General features: G+C 74.0%; 11 protein-coding genes and 10 pseudogenes. 9 read left to right on the top strand and 12 right to left on the bottom strand.

The features are described from left to right. Nucleotides 1-2129 precede the first annotated feature (2129 nt). The 3 genes from FF86_RS57915 to FF86_RS25915 form a co-directional block, all read left to right on the top strand. Nucleotides 2130-3122 (top strand): serine/threonine-protein kinase (locus tag FF86_RS57915; protein ID WP_242419630.1); only part of this gene is annotated, 993 nt, incomplete at its 3' end. Nucleotides 3123-3917: 795 nt separating this feature from the next. Further along, nucleotides 3918-4976 carry a WD40 repeat domain-containing protein gene (locus FF86_RS57910; protein WP_242419638.1) on the top strand — a complete coding sequence of 353 codons (1059 nt, stop codon included), beginning with the start codon at nt 3918-3920 and terminating at the stop codon, nt 4974-4976. Nucleotides 4977-5113: 137 nt separating this feature from the next. After that, complete coding sequence (locus tag FF86_RS25915) at nt 5114-5593, top strand: universal stress protein (protein WP_044887753.1); 480 nt, start codon at nt 5114-5116, stop codon at nt 5591-5593. Nucleotides 5594-5691: 98 nt separating this feature from the next. Here the strand turns inward: FF86_RS25915 and FF86_RS57905 are convergent. The 6 genes and pseudogenes from FF86_RS57905 to FF86_RS57900 all read right to left on the bottom strand — a co-directional run. Continuing rightward, nucleotides 5692-5912 (bottom strand): annotated as a pseudogene (locus FF86_RS57905) (YhjD/YihY/BrkB family envelope integrity protein); the annotation flags it as partial. Nucleotide 5913: 1 nt separating this feature from the next. Further along, on the bottom strand, nt 5914-6843 hold a 930-nt coding region (locus tag FF86_RS25910; protein WP_242419629.1), incomplete at its 3' end, for a YihY/virulence factor BrkB family protein. 10 nt (nt 6844-6853) lie between these two features. Then, on the bottom strand, nt 6854-7633 hold the full coding sequence (locus FF86_RS32555) for a lipopolysaccharide assembly LapA domain-containing protein (RefSeq protein WP_082122227.1): 780 nt from the start codon (nt 7631-7633) through the stop codon (nt 6854-6856). 100 nt (nt 7634-7733) lie between these two features. Beyond that, nucleotides 7734-8213, bottom strand: a complete 480-nt coding sequence (locus FF86_RS25900) for a hypothetical protein (protein ID WP_236706283.1) — start codon at nt 8211-8213, stop codon at nt 7734-7736. A 76-nt stretch (nt 8214-8289) separates the two neighbouring features. Further along, nucleotides 8290-9023: pseudogene (locus FF86_RS25895) on the bottom strand (mechanosensitive ion channel family protein); the annotation flags it as partial. A gap of 1 nt (nt 9024) precedes the next feature. Then, nucleotides 9025-9204, bottom strand: a pseudogene (locus tag FF86_RS57900) (mechanosensitive ion channel family protein); the annotation flags it as partial. Between FF86_RS57900 and FF86_RS64390 the strand changes: the two are divergent. The 4 genes and pseudogenes from FF86_RS64390 to FF86_RS57880 form a co-directional block, all read left to right on the top strand. Then, nucleotides 9143-10003, top strand: a pseudogene (locus FF86_RS64390) (DUF3710 domain-containing protein); the annotation flags it as partial. The pseudogenes FF86_RS57900 and FF86_RS64390 overlap by 62 nt on opposite strands. 1 nt (nt 10004) lies before the next feature. Beyond that, nucleotides 10005-10405: pseudogene (locus FF86_RS57890) on the top strand (DUF3710 domain-containing protein); the annotation flags it as partial. Between the two features lie 499 nt (nt 10406-10904). Then, nucleotides 10905-11071 (top strand): annotated as a pseudogene (locus FF86_RS57885) (SsgA family sporulation/cell division regulator); the annotation flags it as partial. A 1-nt stretch (nt 11072) separates the two neighbouring features. Beyond that, a partial coding sequence (locus FF86_RS57880; protein ID WP_242419628.1) for an SsgA family sporulation/cell division regulator occupies nt 11073-11255 on the top strand: 183 nt, incomplete at its 5' end. Between the two features lie 105 nt (nt 11256-11360). Here the strand turns inward: FF86_RS57880 and FF86_RS63180 are convergent. The 5 genes and pseudogenes from FF86_RS63180 to FF86_RS25865 form a co-directional block, all read right to left on the bottom strand. Beyond that, nucleotides 11361-11484, bottom strand: a pseudogene (locus tag FF86_RS63180) (N-acetyltransferase); the annotation flags it as partial. A 1-nt stretch (nt 11485) separates the two neighbouring features. Then, on the bottom strand, nt 11486-11930 hold a 445-nt coding region (locus FF86_RS25880; protein ID WP_396230093.1), incomplete at its 3' end, for a GNAT family N-acetyltransferase. A 326-nt stretch (nt 11931-12256) separates the two neighbouring features. Beyond that, nucleotides 12257-12301 (bottom strand): annotated as a pseudogene (locus tag FF86_RS63175) (hypothetical protein); the annotation flags it as partial. 1 nt (nt 12302) lies between these two features. Beyond that, nucleotides 12303-12772: mycothiol transferase (locus tag FF86_RS25870; RefSeq protein ID WP_242419626.1), on the bottom strand; the 470-nt coding region annotated here is incomplete at its 3' end. Nucleotides 12773-12979: 207 nt separating this feature from the next. Further along, the gene (locus FF86_RS25865) at nt 12980-14026 is read right to left on the bottom strand and encodes an aldo/keto reductase (RefSeq protein ID WP_044887758.1); all 1047 of its coding nucleotides are present in this window, start codon (nt 14024-14026) and stop codon (nt 12980-12982) included. Between the two features lie 342 nt (nt 14027-14368). Between FF86_RS25865 and FF86_RS57875 the strand changes: the two are divergent. Next, nucleotides 14369-15152 (top strand): annotated as a pseudogene (locus tag FF86_RS57875) (AMP-binding protein); the annotation flags it as partial. A gap of 1 nt (nt 15153) precedes the next feature. Further along, nucleotides 15154-15571, top strand: a pseudogene (locus FF86_RS57870) (AMP-binding protein); the annotation flags it as partial. 81 nt (nt 15572-15652) lie between these two features. Here FF86_RS57870 and tnpA read toward each other — a convergent pair. Then, the coding region (tnpA, locus tag FF86_RS32550; RefSeq protein WP_128423632.1) for an IS200/IS605 family transposase at nt 15653-15864 on the bottom strand (212 nt) is incomplete at its 5' end.

The raw sequence follows: 15864 nt of genomic DNA, 5'->3' as shown, positions 1-15864 counted from the left end.
GCTGGCCGTCGACGGTCACGGCCAGCTCCACGCCACCCCCCGGCGCCGCACGGGCAGCGGGTGCCGAGGACAACATGAGCCAACCGAGGCACGCCGCCAGGCAAACAGTGCTAAGAATTCTTTCCCGAACCGACCGCCCGGCCGGCATTGCGATTGTCACTACTTCCCCCCGCGACCGGGATGCGCGGCCGGTCGGCTGTTATTCTAACGATCGTCGTATGGTGGGACTTCCGCCAAACGTGCATCACGTGTTTTCGCGGGTCGTGGGGACGGGCCGGCCTCAACGTGTTGCCGGTCGCACCCGGGGGGGCGCACTGGTGTCTGGCCATCGATCGGCTGACCGGCTCATGAGGCGGTCCCGGCGCGGCGTCGTGCCGACCGTCTTTCTCGGTGTTCTGCTCCTTTGTGTGGGAGTGGGGGTGTCCGGCGGCCTGGCCGGGCCACCCCGGCTGGCGGATGTGAACGCCGCCGCGACGGCTACCGACGCCCCGCCTCATTCCGCCGGCGCGCAGGATTCGGCAGCCGCGACGGATTCCGCCGATTCGTCGGGTTCCGCCGCTGTGTCGGGTTCTGGTGCTGTGTCGGGTTCCGGTGCTGTGCCGGGTTCCGGCGGGTCCGGAGGCGTTTCCACCGGCGGCTCGTCGGGTGGCACGTCCCAGTCGGGTGGCACGCCGCCGAGTTCCGGCGGCGCGACCTCGGGGTCTCCGACCACGGATCCCGCGCCGCAGCCCCCGCCCAGGCCGACGACTCCGGCGCCCGCGCCGCAGACACCCGACGGCGAGGGCTCCCCGTCGCCGAGCGGCCCGGGGCCCTCGGACACGCCCAGCCCTACCGGCCCGACGAACACGCCCTCCGCCTGCCCGAGCGGGACGACCGTCGCCGCCGGCGGGAACTGCACGCGCACGCCCACGGCCTGCCCGGCGCAGGCCGGTGCCGGTGCCTGCCCGACGTCTCCGCCGGTGTGCCCGACCGGCGCCAGCCCCGGCCCGGACGGGAACTGCGAACCCACCTCCCCGCCGCTCTGCCCCTCGCCGTCCCGCGACGTCCCCGCCGGCAACTGCCACGCGCCGCCGCCGCCGACCTGCGGCCCGGCGACCGCGCCCGCGGCCCCGGTCATCGTCGACATAGAGCCGTCCGCCGATCCGTGCTCGACCCCCTGCCCGACCGGATCGTCGCCGGCGCCGGGTTGCGACAAGCGGCCGCTCTGCGCGAGCACGGCCCCGGCTCGCCCCCGCGGCCTGGCAGCGGCCGCCGCCACGCCCTGCCCGTCGCCGACCGCCACCCGGACCGACCAGGCCGCGCCCACGCCGACCAGCGGTTCGCCGTCGCCGCACGCCTCGGTCACCTGCCCGGACGGGTCGGTGCGGGACACCGCCGACCAGTGCCCGCTGCCGCAGCGGTTCTGTGCCGGCTCGCCGGTCGGCGTGCCGGTGGGCGAGGCGTGCCCGGCGCCGACGCCGTCACCGCCGGTCCCGGTCGTCTGCTGGGACGGCTCGGTGCGGGCGGCGACGCTGGACTGCCCGGCCGGGCGGCGGCTGTGCCCGGGGGGCGTCGCGGTGCCCCTCGACGAGCAGTGCGCCGTCCCGGCGCCGCCGCGCTGCGCCAAGGGCNCGGTCCGCGTGCTCGGAAAGTGCACCCCGGTGCTTCCCGCCGGGGCACCGGAACCGCCCGTCGGCACCCCGGTGGCGCGGGAGGCGCAACCCGGGGAGCTGTTGTTCGACCGAACCGTCGTCACCGCGGGGGACACCCTGTTCGCCCGGGGCGCCGGCTGCCGACCCGGGGCGCCGGCCGTGCTCACGGCCAGCGGCGAACTCGTCGGGCGGGCCGTCGCCGACCAGGCCGGTACCTTCGAGACTGTCGTCCAGTTCGCCAGCTTCCGGCCGGGTTACCGCCCGGTCAGGGCNGACTGCGGCAAGGACCTCGACGCCGGCATCGACATGGTGCTCGTCTCCGCGGACACCAGCGCGACGGCGCCGTCGGTCCTGCTGCCGCTGTTCCTCGCGCTGTCCTTCCTGGCCGTGCACTACCAGCTCGCGGCTCGGGGGCGGCGCCGGGCCAGGGCGCAGCGCCGCTAGCCGCCGGCCGAGCGTTGGCCGGCTTCCTCCGACCAGGGCGGGAGTGACGCACCGATGTCCCACCCATCCGGTCACGGCGCCACCGCCGACGGCGCGCACGACCGCCGTGGCGGGCCCGGGTCCGGGGAGCCGACCCAGGTCGGCCCCTACCGCCTGCTGCGTCGGCTCGGGGCGGGCGGCATGGGCACGGTCTACCTGGGGGTGAACCCCACCGGCGGGCAGGTGGCCGTCAAGCTGATCCGCCCGGACCTCGCCCGTCTCGCCGAGTTCCGGGCGCGGCTGAAGCAGGAGGCCGACAACGCCCGCCGGGTGGCCCGGTTCTGCACCGCCGCGGTCCTCGACGTCGACATCACCGCCGAGCAGCCCTACCTGATCACCGAGTTCGTCGACGGTCCGACGCTCGCCGAGGCGGTGGTGGGGCGCGGCCCGCTGAGCACGGCGGAGCTGCACCAGCTCGCGGTAAGCATGACGACCGCCCTGATGGCCATCCACCGGGCCGGCATCGTGCACCGCGACCTCAAGCCGTCCAACATCGTGCTGTCCCGGCTCGGCCCCAAGGTCATCGACTTCGGCATCGCCCGCGCCCTGGACACCGCCACCAGGCTCGATCTCGACCACGGCGGGGACCGCCAGCTCGGGACGCCGGCCTTCATGGCGCCCGAGCAGGCCAAGGGCGAGCAGGTCACCTCGGCGGCGGACGTCTTCGCCTGGGGCGGTGTCCTCATCTACGCCGGGACCGGTCGCTACCCGTTCGGCAGCGGCCCGACGCCCGGGCTGCTGTTCCGGACCGTGAACGATCCGCCCATGCTCGACGGGTTCGAGGACAGCCTGCGCCCGCTCGTCGAGGAGGCGATGCGCAAGGTCGCCGCGGACCGGCCGCGCGCCGAGGAGCTCTACGCCCGGCTGCTCGACCTGCGGGCCGACGCGCCGGTCGCGGTGCCGCAGCCGCCGCTGTCGCTGTCCGAGGTGACCGCGCTCATCCGGCCGCTGAACACCACCCCACGGGGCACCCAGCCGCCCCCCACCCCGGCCGCCGCGGGCCCCCTCNCCCCCCTCNCCCCCATCACGGATCATCAGCCCGTCGGGCCGCCGCCCGACTTCCCGCCGACGCCGGCGCGCGCCGACCTCTCCGGCTCCCTGCCGCCCGCGGACCGGGGCGATCGCAGCGGCCGGTCTGGCCCGCCGGCCGCGACCGCCGGGCCCGCACCGTCCGGGCCGGTCGGGGAGGCGTCCCCGTCAGGTCAGCATCCCGTCTGGCAGCCGGCCGAGCGATGGCGGGCGAGCTCGCCGGACGCCACCGACGGCCTGGTCACAGTCTGGACCGAGGCCGAGTCCCGCGGCGGCGTGGGCGAGCGCCTGGCGGGCGACGCGGCCGGCCACACGCCGGCCGGCGTCGCCCGAACTCCAGCGCCGGACCCCGGCCCCGCGCCCGCGGCCAGGGCCGCATCCGGGCTCGGGGCCGCATCCGGGCTCGGGGCCGCATCCGGGCTCGAGGCTGGATCCGGGGCAAGAGCCGGGGCCGGCGGTGGGGACGTCGCGGGCTGGCCAGCCGACGGTGCGTCCGGTGCGGGCGCCGAGGACGCGGCACCGGCGTCCGCGCGTGGGCGGCGTCGCTCGGGGCGGCCGTGGCTGATCGTGGCGGCGGTGGCGGTCATCGCCGTCGCCGCGGGCCTGATCGTGGTCCTCGTCGGCCGCGGCGGGAACGGGTCGGCCGCGTCGAACGTGCCCGACTCGGTCGCCACCCGCGCGATCACGCTCCAGGACGACGACAGTGGGCTTGCCCGCCGCCTGGCCCTCGCCGCCTACACCGCCGCGCCGAGTTCGCCGGCCACCCGCAGCGCGATGATCGCCCTGTTCGGCGCCGACGTCGCCCCCACCACCGTCGACGCCGGGCCCGGCGCCGTGCTGTCGGCGGCGGTCAGCCCGGACGGGAGCCGGATCGCCACCGGCGGGACGGACGGCGTCATCACCCTGTGGGAGGTCTCCGAGCGGACCAGACTCGTCCGGCTCGGCTCGGTGCGGAGCACCGGCTGGATCGGGGCGCTGGCCTTCAACGGCGGTGGAGACCTGCTCGCCTCCGGCGGCACCGACGGCGCGGTGCGGCTGTGGAACGTGCACGACCCGGCCCACATCCGCCGCTGGTCCGTCGCCAGCCTGCACACCGACACCGTGCGCACCGTCGCCTTCAGCCCGGACAGCAACACCCTCGCCTCCGCCGGGGCCGACGGCGTCCTCGCGCTGTGGGACGTCACCGACCCCGCCAACCCGACGCAGCGCTCCCGCGCCGACACGTCCACCGGCGGGGTCTACGCCGTCGCGTTCGCCCCCGCCGGCCGGACCTTGGCCCTCGCCGGGGAGGACGGCACGGTGCGCCTGTGGGACATCCGGGATGCGGCCCACCCCACGCCGGGCGCGGTCCTGCGCGGGCACAGCCGCGCGGTGCGCGCCGTGACCTTCAGCGGTGACGGTGGCCTGCTCGTCACCGGCGGCGTCGACGCGACCGTCCGCCTGTGGGACGTGCGCGACTCCGGGCATCCCGTCCCGCAGGCGACCGTCGCCGGGCAGCTCGGCGGGGTCTCAAGCGTGGCCCGTGGCGCCGCCCCCGCGCTCGTGGCGTCCGGTGGCGACGACGAGACGGTGCGCCTGTTCGACGTCACCGACCCCGCCGCACCGGTCACGCTGACCCAGTGGCACGGGCACACCCGCCCGATCAGCACGGTCACGTTCGTCGCCGGCACCGGCGTCGTGCTGTCCGCCGGGTACGACGGCACGCTGCGGCTGTGGGAGGCCGACCCGGGCCGGCTCGCCCGCGCCGCCTGCGCCGACCCGACGAACCGGATCACGCAGGGGGAGTGGGCCGACGCGTTCGCGTCGATGCCCTACCACCAGTCCTGCACCTGAGGCGGTCCTGCACCTGAGGCGGTCCTGCAGCGGACGCCGACCAGCCGGCCCGCGCGCTTTCGGCGCCCGGCCGGTGTTCAGACACGGGTCGGGTGCGAAAGACTGCGGGTGTGAGCGCTGAGATGGGGCCATCGGTGATGACGGTCGAGGACTTCGGGCCGGCCTGGCAACCGGGGCGGTTCGAGCTCGGCACGGATGGCCCGCGGGCGATCCTCGCCGGCGTGGACGGCTCTCGCACGGCGATGCGCGCGGCGGCGTTCGCCGCGGGTCTCGCCCGGCGGCAGACGTCCCGGCTCGTGGTCGTGTACGTGGCGTCGCCGTCGGTCTGGGCGGCGCTGTCTCCGGCCCCGGCCGGGGAGGCGGTCCAACAGGTCATCGACTCGATCGCCGACGAGGTGCGCTCGTCGATCCAGGAACGCTCCGAGGAGCTCGGCGTGCCCATCCGGTTCCTCGTGCGCGCCGGTGACCCCTTCGACGGGATCAAGCGGAGCGCCACCGAGGTGCAGGCTGACATGGTCGTCGTCGGCGCGTCCGAGAGCGCCGGGCACCGGCTCATCGGCTCCCTGGCGAGCCGACTGGTCCGCAGCGGCCTGTGGCCGGTGACGGTCGTCCCGTAGGCGGTCCTCCGGTAGCCCGTCGCCTCTCCGGTAGCCCGTCGCTGCCGGCCCGCTGCTCGCGCCGCGTCTGCCGTCGGCTCTCGCCCGGCCGTGCCCCGTCAGTTCCGGGCGACTCGTCGGCGCGGGCGCGGCCAGGCGCGGGTGTCGCGTGGTTCCACGTACGGTTCGACGCCCTCGTCGAGGCCCGCGGCGATCGCCCGCGCCCGGGCGATCTCGGCGTCGAACTCCAGGCCGAGCAGGATCGCCAGGTTCGACAGCCACAGCCACACCAGAAACACGATGACGCCGGCGAGCGTCCCGTAGGTCTTGTTGTACGACCNGAACGTGGCCACGTAGACGGCGAACGCCCCCGACGCGATCAGCCAGATCACGACGGCCAGCACGCTGCCCGGGGTCAGCCAGCGAAAGCCGTGCGGTCGCACGTTGGGCGTGCTCCAGTACAACAGCGCGATCATGGCCGTGACGATCAGCACGAGGACCGGCCACTTCGCGAACGACCAGGCGGTGATCGCCTCGTGGCCCAGGCCGATCGCGGTGCCGGCCTGTTCGGCGAGCGCCCCGCTGAACACGACGATCACCGAGCTGACCGCGAGCAGCACCACCAGGGTGATCGTGATGAGCAGGCGCAGCGGGGCGATCTTCCAGACGGGTCGGCCCTCCGGCATGTCGTAGACGGCGTTCGCGGCGCGGATGAACGCGGCGATGTATCCCGAGGCGGACCACAGCGCGCCGGCCAGGCCGAGGATCGCGACGACCCCGCCGGACCCGGCGCTGTCGCGTAGCCCGGTCACGGCGTTGCGCAGGATGTCGCGTGCGGCGCCGGGCGTGAGCTGCTCGATGTTGTCGAGCAGGCGGTCCGTCGTCGACCTGCCCAGTAGTCCGACCAACGACACCAGCACGAGCAGCGCGGGGAAGACGGCGAGCACCGCGTAGTAGGTCAGCGCGGCGGCCCGATCGGGGAGGTCGTCGTCCATGAACTCGCGGACCGTGCGGCGCAACACCCCGAACCAGGAGCGCCGGGGCAGCTCGGTGACCTGCCCCGACTCGTCGGCCGCCCGCACGGCCGCCACCGCCTGATCCCGCAGCACCGCCTGGTCCGGCACCAGCACCGTTCCCGGTGCCTGTCCGGTTCTGGCCTCCGAGCCGGTCCCGATCGCGGACGGACCGCCGACCTCGTCACCGGCACCGGGGTCCGGTGCGGCGGCGGCACGCTGGCCGGTGTCCCGGTCGTTCCCCTGGCGCCCTCTCATCGCGCGTCGGTCACCGGGCCGAGCGGTGCAGCAGCCTCTTGGCGGCCCTGCCGGCCGGCGGATCCGCGGTGACCGGTCGATCGTTCGAGCCGGTCACGCCGTTCGAGCCGGTCACGCCGTTCGAGCCGGTCACGCCGTTCGAGCCGGTCACGCCGGCCGAGCCGGCCCGCACGGCCGCCGTGCCGCGCCGGGCCACCTTGCGGAGCTGGATCATGCGGCCGACGCCGGGGATCGCGACGAGAAGCGCGCCGGCGACCGCCGAGAACAGCATCGCGACGGCGAGCGGGATCGACCCGTGCGCCCCGAGGAACGACAGCTTCACATCGTCCTGGTTCTGCAGGATGAAGATCAGTAGAAGGATGAGGACGAGCGCGAACAGCACCAGCGTCGTCCAGACGCGGCTGGTGCGGGTCACCGGGATGTGCGTCCGCTCGGCGCGCCCGCCCCGCCTCGGATCCGACCGCCGTCCCGCACCCGGCGAGGGGGTCGGCGGGGGCGATGATCCTGGCGCGGTCGCCGGCGAGGTCGGCGAGCCGGGCGCGGCGGGCGCGGCGGGCGCGGCGGTCGGCGGCGGGTACTGCCCGGGCGCCGCGCCGGGCGGGGGCGCCTGGCCGTACGGGGCGGCGCCGGGCTCGGGCGGCACCGGGAACGCGGCGGCCGGCGGCGGCGCGCCGGTCGGCGGCTGGGTGGCGGGAATCGGCTCGGTCGTCGACACCGGCGTGCCTGGAGGGCTCGGCACAGGTCGCTGGGCACCGCCCTCGGGCGATGCGGGGGTGGGCGGTGTGGTCATGGCCGGTCTCTACCCAACCGAACGGTCCATATCCCACTTTCGGGTGGCCATGCGTGGTCTTTCCATAGTCTGACGTCGTGCGACTACGGATGGGGTCGGGTTACGGCTGGGTGGTCGTGCCCGACGAGCCGAGGCCGAGAGTGGCGGTGGGTGCCGGCACGGTGGCGCCCGGCGTCGCCGTGGTGCCGTCCGATCGCAGGCCCGAGCCGGTGTCAGCGGTCGCGGTCGGGGAGAGGGGGGTCGACGGCGCGGTGGGGATCGCCGTGGCCGCCGGATCCCCGGTGGCGGTGGGTGTCGGGGTCGGCGTGGGCGTCACGGAGCCGGTCGGCGTCGCGGTGGCGCGATGCGGCTTGGGCGTCCTCGCCACGCCGCTGCCGTCCGACCCGCCGGTCACGGTCGACTGCGTGGTCTGCGCCGAGCGGCGGCTCTGCACGACGCGCTCGGGCGTCGGGCGGACCAGCAGGTACAGCGCGACGGTCAGCAGGAAGAACACCACCAGGGCGATGGTGGAGCGGCGCATGTGGATCGACTGCAGGAACTGGACCGGCCGCAGCGAGGACAGCGTTGTCAAGCTCGGCACCGCCTGATCGGATCGGGGCGCGCCGTGGGGCCGCCGCGGGTCATGAGGCTGGGGCGGGTCATGAGGCTGGGGCGGGTCACGAAGAGGTGGGGGCGGCGGTGTCGAGATCGGTGGGCACGATGATGCCCTCCCGCAGCAGGGCGGTGCCGATGCGCGCTCGCAGCGTCCGGCCCACCTCGAACTGCCGGCCCGGCTGGGTGCGGGCCACGACCCTGATCTTGAACTCGTCGAGGTCCATGCTCTCCACGCCCATCACGGTCGGGGCGTCGAGGAGCAGGGCGTGCAGGGTCTCGTCCGCGTAGGCCTCGGCGCCGACCCGGTTGAGCAGGTCGCTGACGGTGGTGAGGTCCGCGGTCGCCGGGATGGGCACGTCGACGATCGCACGGGCCCAGTCCCGGGACAGGTTGATCACCTGGACGATCTGCCCGTTGGACGTGGTGACCACCTCGCCGCTGGTCGTCCGGATCCGGGTGATGCGCAGCGTGACCTCCTCCACCGTGCCGGTCGACCCGGCCGGCGGACCGCCGGCGACGAGCAGGCGGACCAGGTCACCGAACCCGTACTGGCGTTCGGCGATGATGAAGAACCCGGCGAGGATGTCCTGCACGACCCGCTGCGCACCGAAGCCGAGGGCGACACCGACGATCGTCGCCGGCGCGACGAAGCCGGTCAGGGGCACGCCGAAGCGCTGCAGTACCAGCACCGCCGTCAGGCAGTAGACGATGACGAGCACGACCCAGGTGACGACCTGGGCGACGGCGTGCCGGTGCTTGGCCGCCTCCGTGCGCACCACTCGGTCCGTCCCGGTGGNGGGCACGTCGATCCGGCTGGTGACGCGGTCGCCGAGCCAGGTTGCCAACCGGGTGAGCAGCACCGCCCCCGTCACCAGCAGCACGACCTCCAGGCCGCTGCCGCGGGCCCAGTGCCCGATGTCGCTCAGTGGAGCGGAGGCCGTGATCACGGTCGTGGACGTGCCGGCGGCGCCGATCATGCGGCTCGACGAGGCGGGCGCGGGCCGTCCGGGTAGATCACCCACGCGGGCGACTGCCGGCCCGGATGAGGGGCGCGCGCCGCTGACCGTCCGCCCGGGCCACACCCTGGGGTGGGCGGCCGCACGCGGGTCGTCGCCGGCGGCGCCGGCCGGGGCTGTCGAACTCCGCTCACCTCCCCGAACCTACCCTCGGTCTACCCAACGGGTACACACCGGCTTGAGGTCACACGAGCGTTCCCCACATGCCGGTCCGCGTCGACACCGGCCGGGAGATCGGCGATCCTGGACGGGTTGCCAGGTGGAGAGGGCGGTCGGGATGTTCGGAAGGTTCGGCCGCAACCGGCTCGGCGCCGCCGCCGATGCCCGATCGGACTATCCCGCGGGCGTCCCCGCCGGCCACCGCGAGCCGACCCCCGGGCCCTACGACCTCGCCGACGCGCCGAACGACCGGGTTCGCCGGCTCGATCTGGGCTCGCTCATCGTCCCCGTGCCGGCCGGCGTCGCCGTCGACCTACGAGCGGATCCGGGCACCGGCCGTGGCGTCGCGGTCGAGGTGAGCGCCGGTCGGGCGGCGATGACGCTCGCCGCGTACGCCGCGCCGAAGAGCCAGGGTCTGTGGGAGGGGACACGCGCCGAGCTGCGCGCATCGCCCGCCGAGCTGCTCGCGGACCTCGTCCCCTGGATGGGGCCGAGGACCTGCGGGCCGGTCGTGGAAACCGTCGGCGACTGCGGGGCGGAGCTTCGACTCACGGCCGAGACGGCGCCCGGTGCGGAGACGGCCCCCAGCGCGGAGACTGCGNCCGATGCGGAGACGGCACCCGATGCGGAGACGGCACCTGGTGCGGAGACGGCATCTGGTGGGGCGGCGGCATCTGGTGGGGCGGCGGCGTCCGGCGCGGGGGCGGGAGCTCGCGGGGAGGCCTGGCTGGTGCGCGTGCTCGGCTTCGACGGGCCGCGCTGGCTTCTGCGGGCAGTGGTCACGGCGCCGGCCGCCGCGTCGGCCGATGCCGACGTCCTCGTCGACGAGGTGCTGCGTGGGGTGATCGTGCTGCGGGGCGGGCGGGCGGCCCCACGCGGCGCGGCCCTGCCGCTGCGCCGGCCCACCGACCGGGACGGCGATCCACCCATCGTCCCCGGCGCCGCCCGCCGCGGTGCCGATGGCGATGCCGGCGCCGAGGACGCCCCCGGCGGCGACCGCGCCNGCGCCCCCGGTGCTTCCGGCGGCGGCACCGACGGCGACCCAGACGGCGACCCGGACGGCGAGCTCGGTCGGATCCGACCCTCCGGCGCCATCGTCCTGGACACACGGGGGATCAGCCGGGAGGTGATCGGCGCGCCGGTCGGTGGCCTCAGCCGCAACCTCACCACCTGGGGCTGACCCGGGAAACGGCCCTCAGGGCGGGGCCCCTGCCGCGCTCCGCCTCCTGGGCGCCTCACCACCCGGGCTGGCGTCCGAGCGCCGCGGGCCGCCCGCCGTTTCGCGCGCGCTTGTGCTGATCGGCCCGTGGGTGTCGGGTTGTTCCGCCTGTACACAGGGGCCTTCGGGCGGCCGATCCGGAGCGTGGCAGCAGCGATGCTAACAGGGTCGGATCCGACCGTGTTGGGAGGCAGCGATGCTCCGTCACAGTTCGACGCCCGCGCAAGTCGTGGTGCGCGATCTGTCCGCCGACTTCGTCACGGAGGACGGTGNGCGCGCCTCCGTGGCGGGCACCCTGCGTTACGACCCGGCAGATCCGTTCGCGGTGGAGCTGATCCTGCGCCCCGGCCGGGAGTCCATCACCTGGATCTTCGCGCGCACGCTGCTGGCGGAGGGGACGCAGGGCCCCACCGGCACCGGTGACGTGCGGATCCGGCCGACCCGGTCGGANGGGCGAGCGGTCGTCACCGTCTCCCTGTCCAGCCCGTCCGGGCACGCCGACCTCGAACTGCCCCGCTCGATCGTCACCCGGTTCCTCGCGGAGATCGAGGAGAAGGTGCCGGCGGGCCGGGAGGGCGAGGGCATCGACTGGAACGCGGAGCTGCGCACCCTCCTGCGCACCCGCAACCCCTGACGGCCCGAGCCCCCGCTCTCCTGACGGCTCGAGCCCCGCGCCTGACGGCTCGAGCCCCCGACGGTCCGGGCTCTTGACGATCCAAGCTTCTGGCGGCCCGCCTGCTCAGGCGGGCGTCCCGGCCGGCTTCGCAAGGAACATCATCTCGATGCCGCCGTCGACGGCCCGCCCGGTCTCCCGGTACCCGCGGCGAGTGTAGAGGCGGATGTTGTCGACACTGCGGGCGCCCNTGAACAACTCGAAGCGGGCGGCGGTGGGATGGCGGAGTTCGATCTCGGCGAGCAGCCGGCTGGCGAGCCCCCGGCGGCGCAGCCGCGGATGGGTGACGAGCCGGCCGACCCGGCAGATGTCGCCGTCGAGCCGCCCGCGCACCGCCGCCACCACCTCCCAGCCGCGCCGCGCGACGAGGACGACCGTCGCGCCGTCGCTCCGCCCGTCCCCGCCTGCAGCGAGGATGCCGCGCAGCTCGGCGACAGTCTCCGTCAGCGGCGCGATGGAGTAGTCGCCGTACAGCTCGGCCTCGGACTGGTAGCAGAGATACTGCAGCTTGACGATCTGGTCCGCGTCCTCGTCCCGGGCAGTTGCGAGGGCGATCCCGTCCTCCGGCGGCGAAGCCGGAAGCGCGGCGGCGGCGGGGCGTGGATCGGGAACGGGGCGTGATCCGGTGTCGGGCACGACCGTCATCCTCCCAGCGCTGCCGGCAGGCGCGGGGAGGGTGCCGGGTGGCTCAGGGTGCTTCGGGGGCGCCCTCGGTCGGTTGCCAGAAGNGGATCTCGGGCGGGTCGACGACTCCGGCGTCCCGCATGAGGATGTCGAGCGCGGGCGGGTCGATGAAGAACTGGTGGAAGGCCTCGGTGGGCCGCCAGACGTCGAGCACGATGAGCTGACCGTCGCCGGCAACGAAACGATGGGGCACGACGCCTACCTTTTGCCGACTATGCGATGGGTTCCCGGCCGAGGTGACGAAACGTCCGGTCGGCCGGTGGCCCGTCCCGGCGCCGTCACGACTGCCGTCGCTCGATGATGCCCCGCAGAAACGCCGCCTGNCCGACATGCTGGAGGTCGTCTGAAACGACGCTGATCAGGCGGACCCCAAGGGTGACGGGTGGTTCCCACCGTTCGTCCACCACGCGGTCGAAGTCGCCGCCGGTGAGCGTGGCGAGGTAGCGGACGGTCTGGTCGTGGACGGCCTGGTGGTAGCCGACGAGCAGCGCCGGATCGGCAACCCGGACCGCGTCGACCTCCTCGGTCGTGTGCCCGTAGCCGATCGACGCGACGGGCAGCGCCAGCGCGAACCGGTCCGCGAAGCCGCCCGCGGTCCAGACCTGCTCGAGCCCGGCGACATCGGCGACGTGGTCGTCCTGAACCCGGGTCAGGTGCCACACCAGCCAGCCGATGGAGTTGGACGTCCCGTCGACGCGGTCGGCGAGTTGGTGCGCGTCGAGCCCGGCGACGGCGTCGCGCACCTCGTCCTGGATCCGCCCGAAGGCATCGGCGAGAAGATCGGAACCGTTCATCGCGCGGGCTCCCTCACGTGGTCGATGCGACGCCGACGGCGCCGGTCTCGATCTTAGTGAGGACGGGTCGGTCCCGGCGCGCCGCCGATGCTCGTCGGCCGGCCAGGGCGGGTCAGGAGTCCGCCTTCCTTGCCCTTCTGGAGGCTTCGGCGTCCGTTTGTCTCTCCAAAAGGGCAAGGAACGTGGGGTCGTTACAGCGGCGTGAGGTCAGCCGGCACGGCGGCGGGAGGCGGGGCGCAGCGAGGGGTTGCCGCTGTAGTGCTCGATGCCGGCGACGTCGGTGCCCGGCGGGACGACCTTGTCGATCGCGTCGAGCGTGGTCGCGTCGAGGGTGACGTCGGCGCCGGCGAGCACGTCGTCGAGCTGGGCCAACGTCTTCGGCCCGATGATCGTCGACGTCACCGCCGGATGGCTGTCCACGAACGCCAGCGCCAGGTGGGTCAGCGAGATCCCGGCCTGCTCGGCGATGGTGGCGAGCCCCTCCACCGCGTCGTAGCGGGCCGGCGTGCTCGGGTCCTCATCCAGCCCGGCACCGCCGCGGCGGCGGGCGAAGACCCCCTCCGACCCGAAACGCGAGCCCGACGGGATCTCGGCGTCGCGGCGGTACTTGCCGGTCAGCCAGCCGCCGGCCAGCGGGCTCCACGGGATGACGCCCACGTCGTGGCGCAGCGTCGCGGGCAGCACCGCCTCCTCGATCGACCGGGCGAAGATCGAGTACTGCGGCTGCTCGCAGACGAACCGCTCGCTGTTGCGGCGGCGCGCGGCCCACTGCGCCTCGACGATCCAGTCGGCGGGGTACGACGACGAGCCCAGGTAACGGACCTTGCCCTGGCGGACGAGGTCGGTCAGGGCGCCGAGGGTCTCCTCCAGATCGACGTCCCAGTCGTGCCGGTGCACCTGGTAGAGGTCGATGTAGTCGGTGTCGAGCCGGCGCAGGCTGTCCTCGACGGCGCGAATGATCCAGCGCCGGGAGCCGCCGCGGTGGTTGCGCTCGTCGCCCATCGGGGTGAAGCACTTGGTGGCCAGGACGATGTCGTCGCGGCGGCCCTTGATGGCCTTGCCGACGATCTGCTCGCTCTCGCCCTGCGAGTAGACGTCGGCGGTGTCGACGAAGTTGATGCCCGCGTCGAGCGCGTGGTTGATGATGCGTTCGCACTCGTCGTGGTCGGTGTTGCCGAAGGCGCCGAACATCATGGCGCCCAGGCACTGGGTGCTGACCTCGACGCCGGTCCGGGCGAGCTTGCGGTACCGCATGGATGAGCCTCCTGCACTGTCGTCGCTGACCCTGCATGTGTCGCGTGACCCTGCATGTGTCGTCGCCGATCCCGCGCGGCCGCGACCTCCCCGCACTGCCTGTCCGGATGGAGGCAACGGACATCNCGGGCTCCGGACAAGCAGGGATCGTCGCCCCGCAGCCGACCGTAACGATGAGAGCGCACTCGAAGTCAACCCGGTTGGCGAGGCCCGGTTCGGGGGTCGAGCCTGGCGCCGATGTGTCNAAGTCTGTGGACGTAACGTGACGGCGTCAATATTGTGATGGCTGTCACATTCGGATCCGCTCGAACGGCTACGCCGCATCGGCATCAGGGAGAGCGCATGTACCCGGGGGTGTTCGCCGAGCAGTCTCCCCACAAGCCGGCCGTGATCGTCGCCGGCACGGGTGCCGTGCTCACCTATGGCGAGCTGGAGGACGCCTCGAGCCGGCTCGCCCGCCGCCTGCACGAGGTTGGTCTGCGCCGCGAGGATCATCTCGCCCTGCTCACCGACAACGACCCGCGGGCCTTCGAGGTCTTCTGGGCAGCGCTTCGATCGGGCCTGTACATCACTGCCGTCAACCGGCACCTCGTCGCGGACGAGATCGCCTACATCATCGACGACTGCGGCGCGCGCGGCCTCGTCGTCTCGGCCGCCCTGCTCGACGTGGCCGAACAGATCGTCGAGGCGACCCCCCAGGTCGGGATCCGGCTGGTCTACGGCGCGGACGCGGGTGCATCGAGTACGTATGGTTCGTACGACGAGGCGCTGGCCTCGGTGCCTCCCGGCCCGCTGCCCCACCAGCCGTGCGGCACGGACATGCTGTACTCGTCCGGCACCACCGGCCGGCCCAAGGGGATCCGGGACGACCTGCCCGAGCGCGAGGTCCACGAACCCGGCGACCCGCTGGTCACCCTGTTCGGGTCGATGTACGACTTCGGCCCCGACACCGTCTACCTCTCGCCCGCACCGATCTACCACGCCGCACCGCTGCGGTTCGGCGGCTGGGTGCACCGACACGGCGGGACGGTCGTGCTGATGGACCGCTTCGACGCCGAGGGCGCACTCGCCGCGATCGAGCACCACCGCATCACCCACAGCCAGTGGGTGCCGACGATGTTCGTCCNCATGCTCAAACTCGCCCCGGCTGTCCGGGAGAAGTACGACCTGTCCAGCCACCGGGTCGCCGTCCACGCGGCGGCGCCCTGCCCGCCCGAGGTGAAACGCGCGATGATCGACTGGTGGGGGTCGATCATCTACGAGTACTACTCGTCGACGGAGAAGGCCGGCGCCACGTTCATCACGACCGAGGAATGGCTACGCAAGCCAGGCTCGGTCGGCCGCCCCGGGATGGGGATCGTCCGGATCTGCGGCGACGACGGCGCCGAGCTGCCCACGGGCCAGGTCGGCACGATCTTCTTCGAGCGGGACGTCCCCGCGTTCGAATACCACAACGATCCGGCGAAGACCGCCGCCGCCCGCCACCCCGATCACCCCACCTGGTCGACCACCGGCGACGTCGGCTACCTCGACGAGGACGGCTACCGGGTTGCGGGCCAGTGCTCCGGCCTTCAGGCCGGGGGTGAAGGCCCGCGCGGGAAGGCCGTCTCGCGGCCTGAGCGTGCTCTAAACCGGACGGGTCTGTTCCTCGATGTACCGGCGGAGCACGTCCAGCGGCGCGCCACCGACAGACCCGGCGAAGTAGGAGCCTGACCAGAGCCGGTTCGCCCGCCAGTAGTGCCGGGCCAGGTCGGGGAACTCCTGGCGCATCCGACGGGACGACACGCCTTTCAGGCTGTTGACGAGCTTCGACAGGGCGATTTTCGGCGGGAAGTGGA

The organism is Frankia sp. CpI1-P, from assembly GCF_001421075.1.
GTDB lineage: Bacteria > Actinomycetota > Actinomycetes > Frankiales > Frankiaceae > Frankia > Frankia torreyi.
Note: the sequence above shows the minus strand (reverse complement) of the source record. Positions and strands in the feature narration are given on the sequence as shown.

Coding starts and splice junctions, on each gene's coding strand:
- FF86_RS57910 (WP_242419638.1), top strand. CDS start 3,918: ATGATCGCCCTGTTCGGCGCCGACGTCGCCCCCACCACCGTCGACGCC.
- FF86_RS32555 (WP_082122227.1), bottom strand. CDS start 7,633: ATGACCACACCGCCCACCCCCGCATCGCCCGAGGGCGGTGCCCAGCGA.
- FF86_RS25915 (WP_044887753.1), top strand. CDS start 5,114: ATGACGGTCGAGGACTTCGGGCCGGCCTGGCAACCGGGGCGGTTCGAG.
- FF86_RS25865 (WP_044887758.1), bottom strand. CDS start 14,026: ATGCGGTACCGCAAGCTCGCCCGGACCGGCGTCGAGGTCAGCACCCAG.